Source organism: Streptomyces sp. NL15-2K (assembly GCF_030551255.1).
Lineage (GTDB): Bacteria > Actinomycetota > Actinomycetes > Streptomycetales > Streptomycetaceae > Streptomyces.
In genome coordinates this window covers 9,979,294-9,996,638 of the sequence record NZ_CP130630.1, presented here as the reverse complement: position 1 = coordinate 9,996,638, position 17,345 = coordinate 9,979,294, and the positions used below count along the sequence as shown (strand labels likewise).

The window sequence follows — 17,345 nt, the reverse complement described above, 5'->3', positions numbered from 1 at the left end:
CGTCATGCGTGGGTGCCGTCGTCGTGCAGTGACTCGATCTCCTGGAGGACCTTCTCCTCGACCGCGTCCGCGAGTCCGGCCACGGTGGGCGCGGCGTGGAACTCCCGCACGGAGAGGGAGATCCCGAACGTGGTCTGGATCCGGGAGAGGATTTGCAGCGTCACGATCGAATGTCCGCCCAGCAGGAAGAAGTCGTCCGTCACGCTGACGCGTTCGGCTCCGAGTACCTCCTGCCACATGCCGGCGAGCAGTTCCTCCGTGGTGGTGCGGGGCGCCACGAACTCCGCACCTCCGCCGATGGCGGTCTCCGGTGCGGGCAGGGCCCGGCGGTCGAGCTTGCCATTGGTCGTCGTCGGCAGTTCCGGCAGTTCAACCAGTGCCGAGGGCACCATGTACGCCGGTAGAGCGGCCGCGGCGAGGTCGCGCAGTGCCGTGGTGTCGAGTGCCTCTCCGGGACGGGGAACGACGTACGACACCAGCCTCGCGGCGTCGGGCCGGTCGGCGTCGCAGAGCACTGTGGCGGACTGGGCGACGGCACGGTTCCGCGCGAGGACCGCGTCGATCTCCCCCGGCTCGATCCGGTGGCCTCGGATCTTCACCTGGTCGTCGGTGCGCCCGGCGTACTCCAGGGTTCCGTCGGCCGTCCACCGGGCGAGGTCGCCCGTGCGGTACATGCGGCTGCCGTCCGCGCCGGCCAGGTCGGGCACGAACCGGGTCGCGGTGAGTCCCGGCCGGCCGACGTAGCCGCGGGCGAGCTGCGCGCCCGCCAGGTAGAGCTCCCCGGTGGCTCCACGGGGGACGGGCCGCAGGAGCCGGTCCAGGACGTACACGCGGGTGCTGCCCACGGGCGTGCCGATGGGGACGGCGTTACCGTGCCGCGGCTCGGGTGCGTACCGGTGGGTGACCGTCTGCATGGTCGCCTCGGTGGGCCCGTACAGGTTGACGACCGACTCGGCGCCGAGGTGCCGTGCGCGCTCGGCCACGCGGGAGGTCAGCGGCTCGCCGCCGAGGAAGACCTGCCGTACTCCGGCGAGTACCCGCTGATCGCCCGCGGCGTTCGCCAGGGTCTCCAGGAGTGATGGCACGAGTTGCACCGTTGTCACGCGGTGCCGCCGGATGAGCGCCGCGAGCCGGTCCGGCGCGAGGATCACGTCGGTGTCCGCGATGCAGACCGTGGCCCCGCACAGCAGGGGCGCCCACAGTTCCCACTGTGCGGCGTCGAAGCTGATGGAGGTACGGGCCAGGACGCGGTCGCCGGCGTCGAAGCCGTACTCCCGGCTCAGCCAGGTGAGGTGGCTGACCACGGCTGACTGCGGTACGAGCACCCCCTTGGGGCGGCCGGTCGAGCCCGAGGTGTAGATGACGTAGGCGCCGGTGGCGAGCGGGAGGCTCGAGCGCGGTGCGGGGTACGCGGGCTGCCATTCGGCTCCGTCGAGGACGACGGGGGTGGCGGGGCTGGGCGGCAGGGTGTTCGCGTGGGCCTGCTCGGTGAGGATCAGGCGGGCCCCGCTGTCGTGCAGGATGTGGCTGATCCGCTCGGCGGGGTGGGCCGCGTCCACGGGGACGTAGGCGGCGCCCGTCTTGAGTACGGCCAGGAGCGCCACGGGGAGTTCCGCGGTGCGTGGGAGGCAGACGGCGACGGGTGTGTCCGGCCCCGCGCCCCGTGCGGTCAGCTCCTGTGCCAGGGTGCCGGCGCGCCGGTCCAGTTCCGCGTAGGTGAGTTCGGTGTCGCCGTGGACGACGGCGACGGCGTGGGGTGTGCGGGCGGCCTGTGCCTCGATCAGGGTCGCGAGCGGCCGGCGCGGGGGCTGGTGGCCGGGGCCGGTTCCCTGGGTGAGCAGTGAGTGCCGTGCGTCCTGTCCGAGGACGTCGAGGTCGCCGATCCGCGGTTCGTCCCCGGCCGGGTGGGCGGTGAGCGCGTCGAGGCCGTGGCACAGTTGCGCGGCGAGCCGTTCGGCGGTGTCGGGGTCGAAGAGTTCCGGGTCGTAGCTGAGGGTCAGGCCCAGCCGGTCGTCGCTGAGGGCGGCGACCAGGGTGAGGGCGTAGTTCGTGGCCTCCACGGCGCGGATGTCCCGCACGGCGGGCCCGTCGCCGCCGAGCAGCGCACTGTCCACGGGGTAGTTCTCGAAGACGATGAGGCTGTCGAAGAACGCCTGTCCCTTGGACAGGCCGGACGCGATGTCGGTGAGGGCGACGTACTCGTACTGCCGCGCCTCGGCCTGTTGCCGCTGGAGATCCTGGAGCCACCGGGACACACGCGCCGTGGGGTCGACGTCGACACGGGCGGGGAGTGTGTTGATGAACAGGCCGAGGATCCGCTCGCAGCCGGGTATGTCGGCGGGCCGGCCCGAGACCGTGGTCCCGAACACGACGTCGCGCACCCCCGCGTAGCGCGAGAGGAGCAGTGCCCAGGCTCCCTGCACGACGGCGTTGGCGGTGATGCGGTGTCGGCGTGCGAACGCGGTCACGTGGGCCGCCACGCCGTCGGGCAGTGGCACGGGAACACGCCCGGTGGACTGGCCGCGGTGGGTGCGGGACGGGGAGCGGTCGTAGGGCAGGGCGAGGGGTTCGTCGTATCCGGCGAGCACGCGGCGCCAGTAGGCGCGTCCGGCCTGCTGGTCCTGTGCGGCCAGCCAGTGCAGGTAGGTGCGGAACGGTCCGCGGCGCGCGGCGCTGTCCGTGCCGGCGTGTCCGCCGATCACGTCGGACAGGAGTGCGGCTGTGCTCCAGCCGTCGAGCAGCAGGTGGTGGAAGGTCCACACCACGCGGACGCTGTCGGGTGACAGCCGGGCGAGGGTAAGCCGCATGAGCGGTGCGCTGCGCAGGTCGATGCCCCGGGCACGGTCCCGGGTGAGGAGGTCCTCCAGCAGGGCGGACTGGGCGGCCTCGTCTCCCGCCGCGTGCTGCCAGTCGAGCAGGGTGACGGGGAGTTCGGCCTCGCGGTGCACCACCTGTACGGGCTGTGCCACGCCTTCCCAGACGACGGCCGCGCGCAGCGCGTCGGAGGCGTCCAGCGCGCGCTGCCAGGTGCGGGCCAGCCGTGCGGTGTCGGGGACTCCGTCGAGTACGAAGGTGATCTGCTCCAGATATGCGGCCTCCTCCGGTTCGGAGAGCGTGTGGAAGAGCATTCCGGCCTGGAGCGGGGTCAGCGGGTAGATGTCCTCCACTGCGCGGCCGTCGCCCGCGAGGCGGTCCACTTCGTCCTGGGTGAGCGGGACGAGTGGGAAGTCGGAGGGGGTGCGGCCGCCGGCGTCCGGCCGGGCGCAGTGCCGTACGAACCCGGCGAGTTCGTCGCGGAAGTGCCGGGCGAGGCGCTCGATGGTCTGCGCCCGGTGCAGCTCCGCCGAGTACGTCCAGGTGAACGTCAGAACGCCGTCCCGGACAACGCCGACCACGTCGATCAGGTGGGAGCGCTGTTCGTCCTGGCAGTGGTCCTGGCCACTGACGGGGAGGGGGGCGCCCAGGAGTCCGACGGGGGTGACGGTGCCGGCGGGTTGGGCCGAGTCGGTGGCCGGGGTGTCGAAGCGGCCGTGGTAGTTGAAGCTGATCTGTGGTTCGGGCAGTGCGCGCAGCGCGTCGCCTGCCGTGCCGGTGGCGGCGAGGTGGCGCAGGGCGCCGTACCCAAGGCCCTTGCCGGGGGCGGCCCGCAGCTGTTCCTTGACGGACTTCAGTACGGCGCCTCGGTCGTCGCCGTCGTCGTCGGGGAGGGCGAGTGCGATGGGGTGGATCGCGGTGAACCAGCCGACCGTGCGGGTGAGGTCGAGGTCGTCGAACAGCTCCTCGCGGCCGTGGCCCTCAAGGTTGACCGCGACCCGGTTGTGGCCGGTCCAGGTGCGCAGGGTGCGCGCGAGGGCGGCGAGGAGGACGTCGTTCACCTGGGTGCGGTAGACGGTCGGGACCTCCAGCAGGAGAGCCTGCGTGAGGTCCGCGTCGAGCGAGAGGTCGACGCTCGCCTGGGCCGCCATGGTGTTGTCGCCGTCCGCCCGGTCCCGTGGCAGCGTGGTGACGGCGTCCTCGATGGCTGACTGCCAGTAGGCGGCCTGGTCGTCGAAGCCGCCCTCGGCGACATGCCGGTTGAGCCGCTCGGCCCACTGCCGCACCGACGACGTCTTCTCCCCCAGCCGCACCGGCCGCCCGGCCACGGCCATCCCGTACGCCGCCTCCAGATCCTCCAGCAGGACCCGCCACGAGACTCCGTCGACCACGAGGTGGTGCACGGCGAGCAGCAGCCACGCGGACCGCTCAGATCCGCGGTCACCGACGACGACGCGGACCAGCGGCCCGTGCGCGAGGTCCATTCCGGACTGGGCGGCACGCACGTGCTCCTGCCACAGCGCCTCCGCATCGGCGGCGCGGGTCAGATCGTGGACGGCGAACACCGCGTCGACGTCGACGCCCGCGCCGATCTCGGGCGTCGAGCGGCCGTCGGCGGTGCGGGGAAACCTGCTGCGCAGGGCGTCGTGCTGGTCCAGCAGCGCCGCCACCGCCGTGCGGAGGGCGGCGAGGTCCGTGCCGGCGGGGAGTTCGTACGCCATCGACATGGCGAAGTGGTGCGGTCCGACGGGGTGGGTCCCGAAGAACCACTCCTGAATCGGCGTGGGGGCGAGGGGACCGCTCACACGGCCCTGTTCCGTGGTGGGCCCGCCGGTGACCGTGCCGGCGGCGACGGCGGGGGCCAGCTCGGCGACCGTCTGCCGCATGAACACGTCGCGTGAGGAGAGGGTGAGCCCGGCGCGGCGGGCGCGGGAGACGACCTGAATGCTGAGGATCGAGTCACCGCCGAGCGTGAAGAAGTTGTCGTGGATCCCGACGTGGCGGGTGTCCAGGATCTCGGCCCAGATGGCGCAGAGCGTGCGCTCCACGTCGGTGCGCGGCGCGACGTACTCCTCCTGCCCGGAGTCGAACACCGGGGCGGGCAGGGCGCGGCGGTCGACCTTGCCGTTCGGCGTGAGCGGCAGCGCGTCGAGCGTCACGAACGCCGACGGCACCATGTACTCCGGCAGGACGGAGGCCAGGTGTGCCCGCCACGCCTCCACGTCCGGCTCTCCGCCGGCAGCCGGGACCACGTACGCCACCAGCCGCTTGACACCAGGACGGTCCTCACGGGCGAGAACGGTGACCTGCCCCACCCCCGCACAGCGGGCCAACGCCCCCTCGACCTCCGCCAACTCGATCCGGAAACCACGGATCTTCACCTGGCCATCCCCACGGCCCAAGAACTCCAGCCGCCCCTCCGGCCGCCACCGCACCACATCCCCCGACCGGTACAGACGCCGCCCCGGCGTGAAGGGGTCCGCCACGAACCGCTCCGCCGTCAGACCCGCCCGCCCGAAATAACCGCGGGCCAGACCGTTCCCGCCCAGATACAACTCACCCGCAACACCGGCACCCACCGGACGCAGCCCCGCATCCAGGACATAGGCGCGAGTGTCATCCATCGGCACGCCCAAAGGCACTGCCCCCTCACCCACATCCCCCGCCGACAGTGCACCGCACACCGCGAACGTCGTCGTCTCCGTGGGCCCATAGACATGAACCAGCTCCGTCTCCGGACACCGCCCCAGCAACGCGGCCATAGCCACATCAGAGGCCGCCTCCCCACCCGTCCACACCTCACCCAACCCCCGGAAACACTCCGGATCCTCCTCCACCAACACCCCGAACAACGCCGTCGTCACAAACATCCCGGTCACGCCATGGCGCGCCACCGCATCCCGCACCACCGGCACACTCACCTCACCCTCCGCCACCACCACACACCCGCCGTTCAGCAGCGGCACCCACACCTCATACGTCGCCGCATCGAACGAATGCGGCGAGTGGAACAACACCCGCCCATGCGCCCCGGAACCGAACCGTTCGTCGGCCGCCAGCGCGACCACGGCGCCCTGCGTGACCGCCACACCCTTCGCCCGACCCGTCGACCCCGACGTGAACATCACATACGCCAACGACCCTGGCGGCACTCGCGACGGCAGCACCACATCCGCCGTCGGCTCCGCGTCCACCGACACCAACGGCACACCCGCCGCGCCCGCCAACTCGCGCAGCTCGTCGTCGGCCACGATCAGCTGGGCGCCGCTGTCCTCCACCACCTGCCGCACCCGCTCCGCGGGGAAGCCGGCATTCACCGGCACATACGCCGCCCCCGCCCTCAACACCCCCAACATCGCCACCACCACATCCACCGACCTGCCCAACAGCAGCCCGACCCGCGACTCCACCCCAACCCCCGCACCCCGCAACGCACACGCCAACCGATCCGCCCGCTCCCCCAACTCCCCGTACGTCAACGACGTGTCCCCACACACCACCGCCACCGCACCCGGGCCCGCCGCGACCCGCTCCGCAAACACCTCCACCATCGAACGCCCCGACGCCGTACCCACCACGCCCGACCATTCGTCGAGCACGCTCGTGAGTTCTTCGTCGGTGAGCAGTGCCCCCTCCCGCAGCGGCCGGTCGGGAGCGGCTGCCAGCGAGCGCGCGAGCACGAGCCAGCGCTGGGCGAGTCGGGCGACGGTGGCGGCGTCGAAGAGGTCAGTGCTGTAGGAGATCACGGCCCGCAGACCGCCTTCGTTGCGGGGTTCGAACTCGATGTTCAGGTCGAACTGCGCGGACTCGACGGGCGGAAGCATCTCCGCTGCGCGAACGTCGGGCAGTGTGAGAGCGTCCGCGGGAGCGTTCTGCAGCGTCACCGCCACCTGCACGAGCGGCGTCCTGCTCGGATCACGCTCCGGGACGAGGTCTTCGACGAGGCGGCTGAACGGCACGCTCTGGTGAGCGAACGCTTCCAGCGTGGTCTCCCGTACGGCCGCCAGATGCTCCTCGAACGTCATCGCGCCGTCGACGTGCGCGCGCAGAACGAGGGTGTTGACGAAGAAGCCGACCAGTCCCTCCAACTCCGCCCGTTCGCGCCCCGCGACAGCGGTGCCTACCGCGACGTCAGGCTGACCGGTGTACGCCGCGAGCAGCGACTGGGTCACAGCGGTCAGCGCCATCGACAGCGTGGCGTGCCGGGACCGCCCCACCGCACTCAACTCACGGGTGAGTTCTTCCGGTACGTCGAAGGTGTGGAGGGCGCCGGCCGAGGTACGGACGGCGGGGCGGGGACGGTCGGTGGGCAGCTCCAGCGGCTCCAGACCCGCCAACTGCTCACGCCAGTAAGCCAACTGCTCCTCAAGCGCCTCCCCCGCCAGCCGCTCACGCTGCCACACCGCGTAATCCCCGTACCGCACCGGCAACTCCGGCAGCACGGCCCGCTCACCCCGCACCGCAGCCGCGTAGAGCTCACTCAACTCCCGCATCACCACACCCATAGACCAGCCATCGGTCACGATGTGATGCATCGACAGCACGAATACATGCTCCACCGCCGACTCCCGGACAAGGAGCACGCGCACGAGGGGACCGGTGCGCAGAGTGAAGGGGGCAGCCACCTCCCGGCCCAGCACCGCGTCGACGCCGCCGGGGCCCGCCTCCACGACCCGGACGGGAACCTCCAGCGCGGCGTGCACATTCTGGACGCCGCGCCCGTCCACCGAGCCGAAGGTCGTACGCAGCGCCTCGTGCCGGGCGACGAGCGCGTCCACGGCGGTCTGCAGCGCGGACACGTCCAGCCGCCCGGTCAGGCGGAAGGCGCTGACCACGTTGTACTCGGTACCACCGGGAGCGAAGTCGTCCAGGAACCACAGCCGCTCCTGCGCCGGGGAGAGGGGCAGCTCCCCGTGGCCACGCGGAGCCGGCGTTATGGCGTCGTCATGGCCGTTCTGCCGGCTCCCGGCCGTCACAGCGGCTGCCAGGTCGGCCACGGTGGGGGTGTCGAAGAGGGCCCGGGGTGAGAGGGCGGCGCCGGAGACCGTACGGATGCGGGAGACTGCCTTCAGGCTCGTGATGGAGTCCCCGCCCAACTCGAAGAAGTTGTCGTGGACACCGACGCGGTCCACTCCCAGGATGTCGGCCCAGATACCGGCCAGAGTCTCCTCGACCGGCGTGCGTGGGGCGACGTACTCCTCCTGCCCGGAGTCGAACACCGGGGCGGGCAGGGCGCGGCGGTCGACCTTGCCGTTCGGCGTGAGCGGCAGCGCGTCGAGCGTCACGAACGCCGACGGCACCATGTACTCCGGCAGGGACTGCGCGAGCTCGATCCGTACGGCGTCCATCTCGACCGAGGCGTCGTCCGGGACCACGTACGCCACCAGCCGTTTGACACCAGGACGGTCCTCGCGGGCGAGAACGGTGACCTGCCCCACCCCCGCGCAGCGGGCCAACGCCCCCTCGACCTCCGCCAACTCGATCCGGAAACCACGGATCTTCACCTGGCCATCCCCACGGCCCAGGAACTCCAGCCGCCCCTCCGGCCGCCACCGCACCACATCCCCCGACCGGTACAGACGCCGCCCCGGCGTGAAGGGGTCCGCCACGAACCGCTCCGCCGTCAGACCCGCCCGCCCGAAATAACCGCGGGCCAGACCGTTCCCGCCCAGATACAACTCACCCGCAACACCGGCACCCACCGGACGCAGCCCCGCATCCAGGACATAGGCGCGAGTGTCATCCATCGGCACGCCCAAAGGCACTGCCCCCTCACCCACATCCCCCGCCGACAGTGCACCGCACACCGCGAACGTCGTCGTCTCCGTGGGCCCATAGACATGAACCAGCTCCGTCTCCGGACACCGCCCCAGCAACGCGGCCATAGCCACATCAGAGGCCGCCTCCCCACCCGTCCACACCTCACCCAACCCCCGGAAACACTCCGGATCCTCCTCCACCAACACCCCGAACAACGCCGTCGTCACAAACATCCCGGTCACGCCATGGCGCTCCACCGCATCCCGCACCACCGGCACACTCACCTCACCCTCCGCCACCACCACACACCCACCGTTCAACAACGGCACCCACACCTCATACGTCGCCGCATCGAACGAATGCGGCGAGTGGAACAACACCCGCCCATGCGCCCCGGAACCGAACCGTTCGTCGGCCGCCAGCGCGACCACGGCGCCCTGCGTGACCGCCACGCCCTTCGCCCGACCCGTCGACCCCGACGTAAACATCACATACGCCAACGACCCCGCCGACACCCCCGACGGCAGAACCACATCCCCCGCCGGCTCCGCGTCCACCGACACCAACGGCACACCCGCCGCGCCCGCCAGCTCGCGCAGCTCCTCGTCGGCCACGATCAGCTGAGCGCCACTGTCCTCCACCACCTGCCGCACCCGCTCCGCAGGAAACCCCGCATTCACCGGCACATACGCCGCCCCCGCCCTCAACACCCCCAACATCGCCACCACCACATCCACCGACCGCCCCAACAACAACCCCACCCGCGACTCCACCCCAACCCCCGCACCCCGCAACACCCCAGCCAACCGCTCCGCCCGCTCCCCCAACTCCCCGTAGGTCAACACCTCATCCCCACACACCACCGCCACCGCACCCGGACACTCCGCCACCCGCTCCGCAAACACCTCCACCACCGAACGCCCCGGCATGGCAAGCGTTGTGCCGGAGCCGGACCACTCCTCCACCACCGTCACCCGCTCGTGTCCGCTCACCAACGGCAGTGCTCCCAGCGCCCGTTCCGGCTCGTCCCTCAGCACCTGGAGCGCATGAGCGAACCGGCCGGCAAGGCGCCGGGCGGTGTCCGCCGAAAAGAGGTCGGGGTCGTAGCCGATCTCGAAGCGCAGTCCGCCGTCGGTGCGGGTGACGAGTGTCAGCGGATAGTTGGTCGTCTCGACCGCTTCGAGTGCCCGGACAGTCACGGCCTGCCGGTCTGTCGCCCCAGTGTTCACGGGGTAGTTCTCGAAGACGACCAGGCTGTCGAACGGCGGCGTCCCGGACGCCAGGTCTGTGGGGACGTCGCTGAGTCCGACGTACTCGTACTCCCGTGCCTCCAGCTGGCGGTCCCCGATCCGACGCAGCCATTCCCGCACCGGCAGACGCGGGTCGACGTCGACGCGTACCGGGAGCGTGTTGATGAACAAGCCCACCATGTCCTCCGTGCCCCCCAGTTCAGCGGGCCGTCCGGACACCGTCGCCCCGAACACCACGTCCCGCACGCCCGCGTACTGCGACAGCACCAGCGCCCAGGCGCCCTGCACCAGGGTGTTCACGGTCACCCGCGCGCGCCGCGCGAACGCGGTCAGCGCCTCACCCGCCCCGGCGGGCAGCTCCACGGCCAGCCGCCGGCTGGACTGTGCGCGGTGCGCTTGCCCCGGCGTACGGTCGTACGGCAGCGTCACCGGCTCGTCGAACCCGGACATCCGCGAGCGCCAGAACGCCTGCCCTGCCACCTGGTCCCGCTCGGAGAGCCACCGCAGATAATCACGGAACGGCCTGCGCTCCACGGGGAGGTGCGGTGTCCGTCCCTCGGCCAGCCGCGCGTACACCGCGCCGACCTCGTTCAGAAGCGTCGCGCTGCTCCAGCCGTCGAGCAGCAGATGGTGGAAGGTCCACACGACACGCACCCGGCCTGCGGCGACGCGCGCGAGGGTCACCCGCATCAGCGGGGCCGCGGCAAGGTCCAGGCCGCGCGAACGGTCCTCGGACAGCAACCTCCGCAACAGCCCGGCCTGTTCGTCCGCGTTGCAGTCGGTCCAGTCCTCATGCACGACGGGCAGCGTGACGTACCGGTGCACGAGCTGCACGGGCTCCGTGACGCCTTCCCAGCGCACGGACACACGCAGCGCGTCCGCCGACTCCACCACGTGCTGCCACGCCCGGGCGAGCAGTCCGACATCGGTGACGCCGTCCATCTCGAACGTGAACTGTTCGAGATACGTAGCGTCGTCCTGAGCGGCACCGGCGGTGTGAAAGAGCATTCCGGTCTGGAGCGACGTCAGCGGATAAACGTCCTCGATCTCGTGCCCGCCGCCCACGAGGTCGTCGACCTCGCTCTGGGTCAGGGTGAGGAGCGGGAAGTCCGAAGGCGTGCAGCCGCCGGCACCGGGGGTGGCACAGTGGGCCACGAAGTCGGCGAGTTCCCCGGCGAAGGAGCCGGCGAGCGCGCTGATGGTCGCTTCCTCGTGGAGGGAAGTGGAGTACGCCCAGGTGAACGTCAGCACGCCGTCCTGGACGGCACCGACGACCTCCAAGACATGGGCTCGCTGTTCGGCCGGGGAGTGCTCGCCTCCCGGGTTGAGCGTGAGGGACCGGTACCAGCTCCGCTCGCCGCCCGAACCGCCGAAGTGTCCCAGGTAGTTGAACCCAACCTCGGGAACCGGTCCCTCGGCGAGGGTGTGGCCGGGGGTGCCGGGTGCGCTCAGGTAGCGCAGCGCGCCGTAGCCCACGCCCCCGTCCGGCACCGCGCGCAACTGCTCCTTGACCGCCTTGATCTCCGCAGCCCAATCACCGGCCAGTGCACCGCCGTTGCCGCCGGGCAGCTCCAGGGCGACCGGGTAGATCGAGGTGAACCAGCCGACCGTGCGGGTGAGATCGAGGTCGTCGAACAGCTCCTCGCGGCCGTGCCCCTCCAGGTTCACCACGACCCGATTGCGACCGGTCCAGGTGCGCAAGGTGCGCACGAGGGCGGTGAGGAGGATGTCGTTGACCTGCGTGCGGTACACCCCGGGTACGTGGTGCAGGAGCGCCTCGGTCTGCTCCGCACTCAACGACACCGAAACCTTCGCCTCGGTCCCGACGGCGTTGGGTCCCTCGCTGCCGTGGTCTCTAGGCAGCGGCATGCCAGCGCCCTCGGTGACGGGCTGCCAGTATTCGACCTGGTCGTCGAAGCCGCCCTCGGCGACATGCCGGCTGAGCCGCTCGGCCCACTGCCGCACCGACGAGCTCTTCTCCCCCAGCCGTACCGGCCTCCCGGCCACGGCCATCCTGTACGCCGCCTCCAGATCCTCCATCAGGACCCGCAAAGACACACCGTCGACCACGAGGTGGTGCGCAATGAAGAGCAGTCGGACGTTGTCGTCCGGCTGTCCCACACCGACGAGGACCCGGACGAGCGGCCCCTGGGTGAGATCCAGTCCTGCCTGGGCCTCACGGCCGAGCCTTTGCCATACGGCATCCGGGGCCGGTGCGTCGGCGAGGTCGTGGACGGTGAGCACCTGGTCCACGTCTTGGTGGGGTTCCACCTGTCCGATCCGGCCGTCGTCGGCGTCGTCGTCGTCGTCGGCGGCGGCGGCGGCGGCGGCGGCGGCGGAAAGGAACGTGCTCCGCAGGGCGTCGTGGTGGGTCAGCAGGGCGTCGACCGCCGCGCGCAGGGCGAAGACGTCGACGCCGGGAGCCGTCTCGAACCCCATCGACATGTTGAAGTGCCCCGGTGCCACCGGATGCGTGGCAAAGAACCACTCCCGCACCGGCGTCGCCGCCACCTCACCCGACACCACCCCCTGCTCCGCACGCACCCCACGGCCCGCGTCCACAGACTCCACACCCACCGCCAGCCCCGCCACCGTCGGCCGCGCAAACACATCACGCGACGTCAGGCTGAGTCCCGCACGGCGGGCCCGGGCCACCACCTGGAGACTGAGAATCGAATCCCCACCCAGGTCGAAGAAGTTGTCGTGGACACCGACCCGTTCGACCCCCAGCACCTGCTGCCACACCGCCGCCAGGACCTCCTCCACCGCAGTACGCGGCGCGGTGTGGTCGTGTCCTGCCGGCAGCTCCGGAGCCGGCAGCGCCCCGCGATCCAGCTTGCCGTTCGCATTCAACGGCAACGCATCCAGAATCACGAACGCCGCCGGCACCATGTACTCCGGAAGCCGTTCGGCGAGTCGGGCACGGACCCCATCCACCGCCACTGCCGCGCCCGGTGCCGGGACCAGGTAGGCCACCAGCCGTTTCACACCCGGCTGATCCTCCCGCGCCACAACCGCCGCATGGCCAACCTGCGGACAGCTCGTGAGAGCGGCCTCGATCTCGCCGAGTTCGATGCGGTAACCGCGCACCTTGACCTGATCATCCCCACGGCCGGCATACTCCAGCACCCCGCCCGCACCCCACCGCACCACATCCCCCGACCGATACAACCGCCGCCCCGGCATGAACGGATCCGCCACAAACCGCTCAGAGGTCAGTGCCGCACGCCCGTGATAGCCGCGCGCCACACCCTGACCACCGATATACAACTCCCCCCACACCCCCACCGGGACCGGCCGCAGCCGGGCATCCAGCACCCGCAACACCTTCCCCGCCACCGGCCCCCCGATCGGCACCACCGCACCCGCCGGCAACACCTCCCCCTCCGCGAACCAGCCCGCCGCATACACCGTCGCCTCAGTCGGCCCATAAATGTTCGCCACCCGCGCCCCCGGCAGGACCCGCCCGACCCGCTCCGCCAGACTGACCGGGAAGGCCTCCCCCGCCAGCACCACATGCCCAGCCCCGACCTCAAGCGCGTCCTCAGCCAGCACCGCCGCCAACGCCGAAGGCACCGCCGAAACCAGACTCCCCGACCAGCCCCCCTCACGCTCCGCCAGCTCCAGCACATCCCGCGCCACATCCACCGTGCCACCCGCCGCCAGCGCACCGAACAACTCGAACACCGACACATCAAAGTTCAGCGACGTGGAGAAGAACACCCGCTCAAACATCTCCTCACCCAACGACAACGCCCACTCCACCAACGACGCCATCGCCCCACGCGAGACCACCACACCCTTCGGCCGACCCGTCGACCCCGACGTATAGATCACATACGCCGCCGACTCCACCGAAGGCTCCCCCCACACCACCGCCCCCACCGGCCCCTCGGGAAGCGCATCCAACCGCAGCAGCCCCACGCCCTCGACCGCCGGCACATGATCGGCCAGCGCCACCTCGGTCAGGACAAGCCCCACCCCGGAATCGGCCACCATGAACGCCAGCCGCTCCACCGGATACCCCGGATCCAACGGCACATACGCACCCCCCGCCCGCAACACCGCCAACACCGCCACCACCACATCCACCGACCGCGACAAACACACACCCACCCGCGACTCCACACCCACACCAGCACCCCGCAACACCCCAGCCAACCACTCCACCCGCTCACCCAACTCCCCATACGTCAACGACACATCCCCACACACCACCGCCACCGCACCCGGACGCTCCACCACCCGCTCCCGGAACAACTCCACCACCGACCGCACCCCGAACACACCACCAGCAACACCCCACCGCTCCACCCCACCACCGGCCAGCAACACCCCACCCACCGGCACACCAACCCCCGACACCAACCCCTCAGCCAACACCAACCAATCCCCACACAACCGCTCCACCGACACCCGATCAAACAAGTCAGTGCTGAACTCCACCTCTCCCGTCAGCCCGTCCTCGTCCTCCCAGAACTCCAGAGTGAGATCGAAACGCGACGACTCACGCGGTACGCAAACGCGCTCCGCGTCGAGGTCACCGAATCCGCCATTGAGGTCAAGGGAGTTCTGGAGCACCACGAGGGCCTGGAACAGGGGGGTGCGGCTCGTGTCGCGCTCAGGGGCGACCTCGTCGACCACCCGGTCGAAGGGAACGTCCTGGTGGGCAAAGGCGTCCAGGGTCGTGTCCCGCACCTCGCTCAGCAACTCCCCGAACGTGCGCGACTCGTCGATGCGCGAGCGCAGCACCAGCGTGTTGACGAAGAACCCGACCAGTTCCTCCAGCTCCGCCCGCTCCCGCCCCGAGACCACGGTCCCGACGGCGATGTCGGACTGCCCGGTGTAGCGCGAGAACAGCAGCTGCGTGACCGCTATCAGGGCCATGAACAGGCTGGCCCCCTGACGGCGTGCCGTCTCGGCCAGATCCGCCGCCAGCTGTGCGGGCACCTGGAAGGTGTGCATCGCGCCCGCTCCCGTGCGCACGGTCGGGCGCGGACGGTCCGTCGGCAGCTCCAACGCCTCCACACCCGCAAGCTGCTTCCGCCAGTACGCCAGCTGGTCATCCAGTTCACCGCTGCGCAGGCGATCCCGCTGCCACACCGAGTAGTCGCCGTAACGCACCGGCAGTTCGGGCAGCTCCGCGCTTCTGCCTCGTACCGCCACCGAATAGAGCTCGCCCAGCTCACGGCCGATGATGCCCATGGACCAGCCGTCGGTGACGATGTGGTGCACCGAGATCACGAGGACGTGTTCGTCCGCGGAGACCGTGACCAGCAGCACGCGGATCAGCGGATCGTTGCGCAGGTCGAAGGGCGTCGCCTGCTCGGTACGCAGGACTCGGTCGAGCGCCGCGTCACCCTCTGCGAGCTCCACAGCCGACACATCGATACGACGCACCGGTACGATCAGGCTCGGTAGTACGGTCTGCCGGCCCTCCCCCTCCGAAGAGTCCAGCGTGGTCCGCAGGGCATCGTGCCGCGCGACCACTCCGTCCACTGCGGTCTGGAGCGCGGCGACGTCCAGTTCTCCGGTCAGGCGCAGAGCGAGCCCGGTGTTGTACTCGGTTCCTCCGGGGGTGAAGTTGTCCAGGAACCACAGCCGCTCCTGGGCGCAGGACAGCGGCAGCGCTTCGTCGTTCGTGCTCCGCAGGAGGGACTGCTCGGGGCCCACAGACCGGCTGTCCACCACTGTGCGGGCGAGGGCTTCCACTGTGGGGTCGTCGAACACCGTGCGTGAGGACAGCTCCACCCCAGCGTGTGCGCGCAGCCTGGAGGCGACCTTCAGGCCGGCGATCGAGTCACCGCCCAAGTCGAGGAAGTTGTCGTGGACGCCGACGCGGTCTGTTCCCAGAACCTCGGACCAGATGTCGCAGAGCAGCCGTTCCGTCTCCGTGCGGGGAGCGACATGGGGCTTGTCCGACCGGAGCTGCGGGGCGGGCAGGGCGCGGCGGTCGACCTTGCCGTTCGGCGTGAGCGGCAGCGCGTCGAGCGTCACGAACGCCGACGGCACCATGTACTCCGGCAGGACGGAGGCCAGGTGTGCCCGCCACGCCTCCACGTCCGGCTCTCCGCCGGCAGCCGGGACCACGTACGCCACCAGCCGTTTGACACCAGGACGGTCCTCACGGGCAAGAACGGTGACCTGCCCCACCCCCGCGCAGCGGCCCAACACCCCCTCGACCTCCGCCAACTCGATCCGGAACCCACGGATCTTCACCTGGCCATCCCCACGGCCCAGGAACTCCAGCCGCCCCTCCGGCCGCCACCGCACCACATCCCCCGACCGGTACAGACGCCGCCCCGGCGTGAAGGGGTCCGCCACGAACCGCTCCGCCGTCAGACCCGCCCGCCCGAAATAACCGCGGGCCAGACCGTTCCCGCCCAGATACAACTCACCCGCAACACCGGCACCCACCGGACGCAGCCCCGCATCCAGGACATAGGCGCGAGTGTCATCCATCGGCACACCCAGAGGCACTGCCCCCTCACCCACATCCCCCGCCGACAAGGCTCCGCACACCGCGAACGTCGTCGTCTCCGTGGGCCCATAGACATGAACCAGCTCCGTCTCCGGACACCGCCCCAGCAACGCGGCCATAGCCACATCAGAGGCCGCCTCCCCACCCGTCCACACCTCACCCAACCCCCGGAAACACTCCGGATCCTCCTCCACCAACACCCCGAACAACGCCGTCGTCACAAACATCCCGGTCACGCCATGGCGCTCCACCGCATCCCGCACCACCGGCACACTCACCTCACCCTCCGCCACCACCACACACCCACCGTTCAACAACGGCACCCACACCTCATACGTCGCCGCATCGAACGAATGCGGCGAGTGGAACAACACCCGCCCATGCGCCCCGGAACCGAACCGTTCGTCGGCCGCCAACGCGACCACGGCGCCCTGCGTGACCGCCACACCCTTCGCCCGACCCGTCGACCCCGACGTAAACATCACATACGCCAACGACCCCGCCGACACCCCCGACGGCAGAACCACATCCCCCGCCGGCTCCGCGTCCACCGACACCAACGGCACACCCGCCGCGCCCGCCAGCTCGCGCAGCTCCTCGTCGGCCACGATCAGCTGAGCGCCACTGTCCTCCACCACCTGCCGCACCCGCTCCGCAGGAAACCCCGCATTCACCGGCACATACGCCGCCCCCGCCCTCAACACCCCCAACATCGCCACCACCACATCCACCGACCGCCCCAACAACAACCCCACCCGCGACTCCGCACCCACACCAGCACCCCGCAACGCACACGCCAACCGATCCGCCCGCTCCCCCAACTCCCCATACGTCAACGACGTGTCCCCACACACCACCGCCACCGCACCCGGACACTCCACCACCCGCTCCGCAAACACCTCCACCACCGAACGCCCCGACGCCGTCCCGATACCCGACACGCCCTTCGGCTCGCTGACCTCATGCATCGTGTGACTCCTGATCACCTTGCAGCTTGCAGCTTGGACGTCGCCACGCGCGGCGACAGGGGTCTGGGCAAG

At 70.5% G+C, this 17,345-nt stretch carries 1 protein-coding gene; it reads right to left on the bottom strand.

The window, feature by feature from the left end:
• Nucleotides 1–2 precede the first annotated feature (2 nt).
• A complete protein-coding gene (locus Q4V64_RS44270; protein WP_303714337.1) occupies nt 3–17,273 on the bottom strand; it encodes a non-ribosomal peptide synthase/polyketide synthase in 17,271 nt (5,756 codons plus the stop codon).
• Nucleotides 17,274–17,345: the final 72 nt, after the last annotated feature.

Excerpts from the sequence above, each read along its gene's own strand:
- Q4V64_RS44270 (WP_303714337.1), bottom strand. The coding sequence starts at position 17,273 with ATGCATGAGGTCAGCGAGCCGAAGGGCGTGTCGGGTATCGGGACGGCG.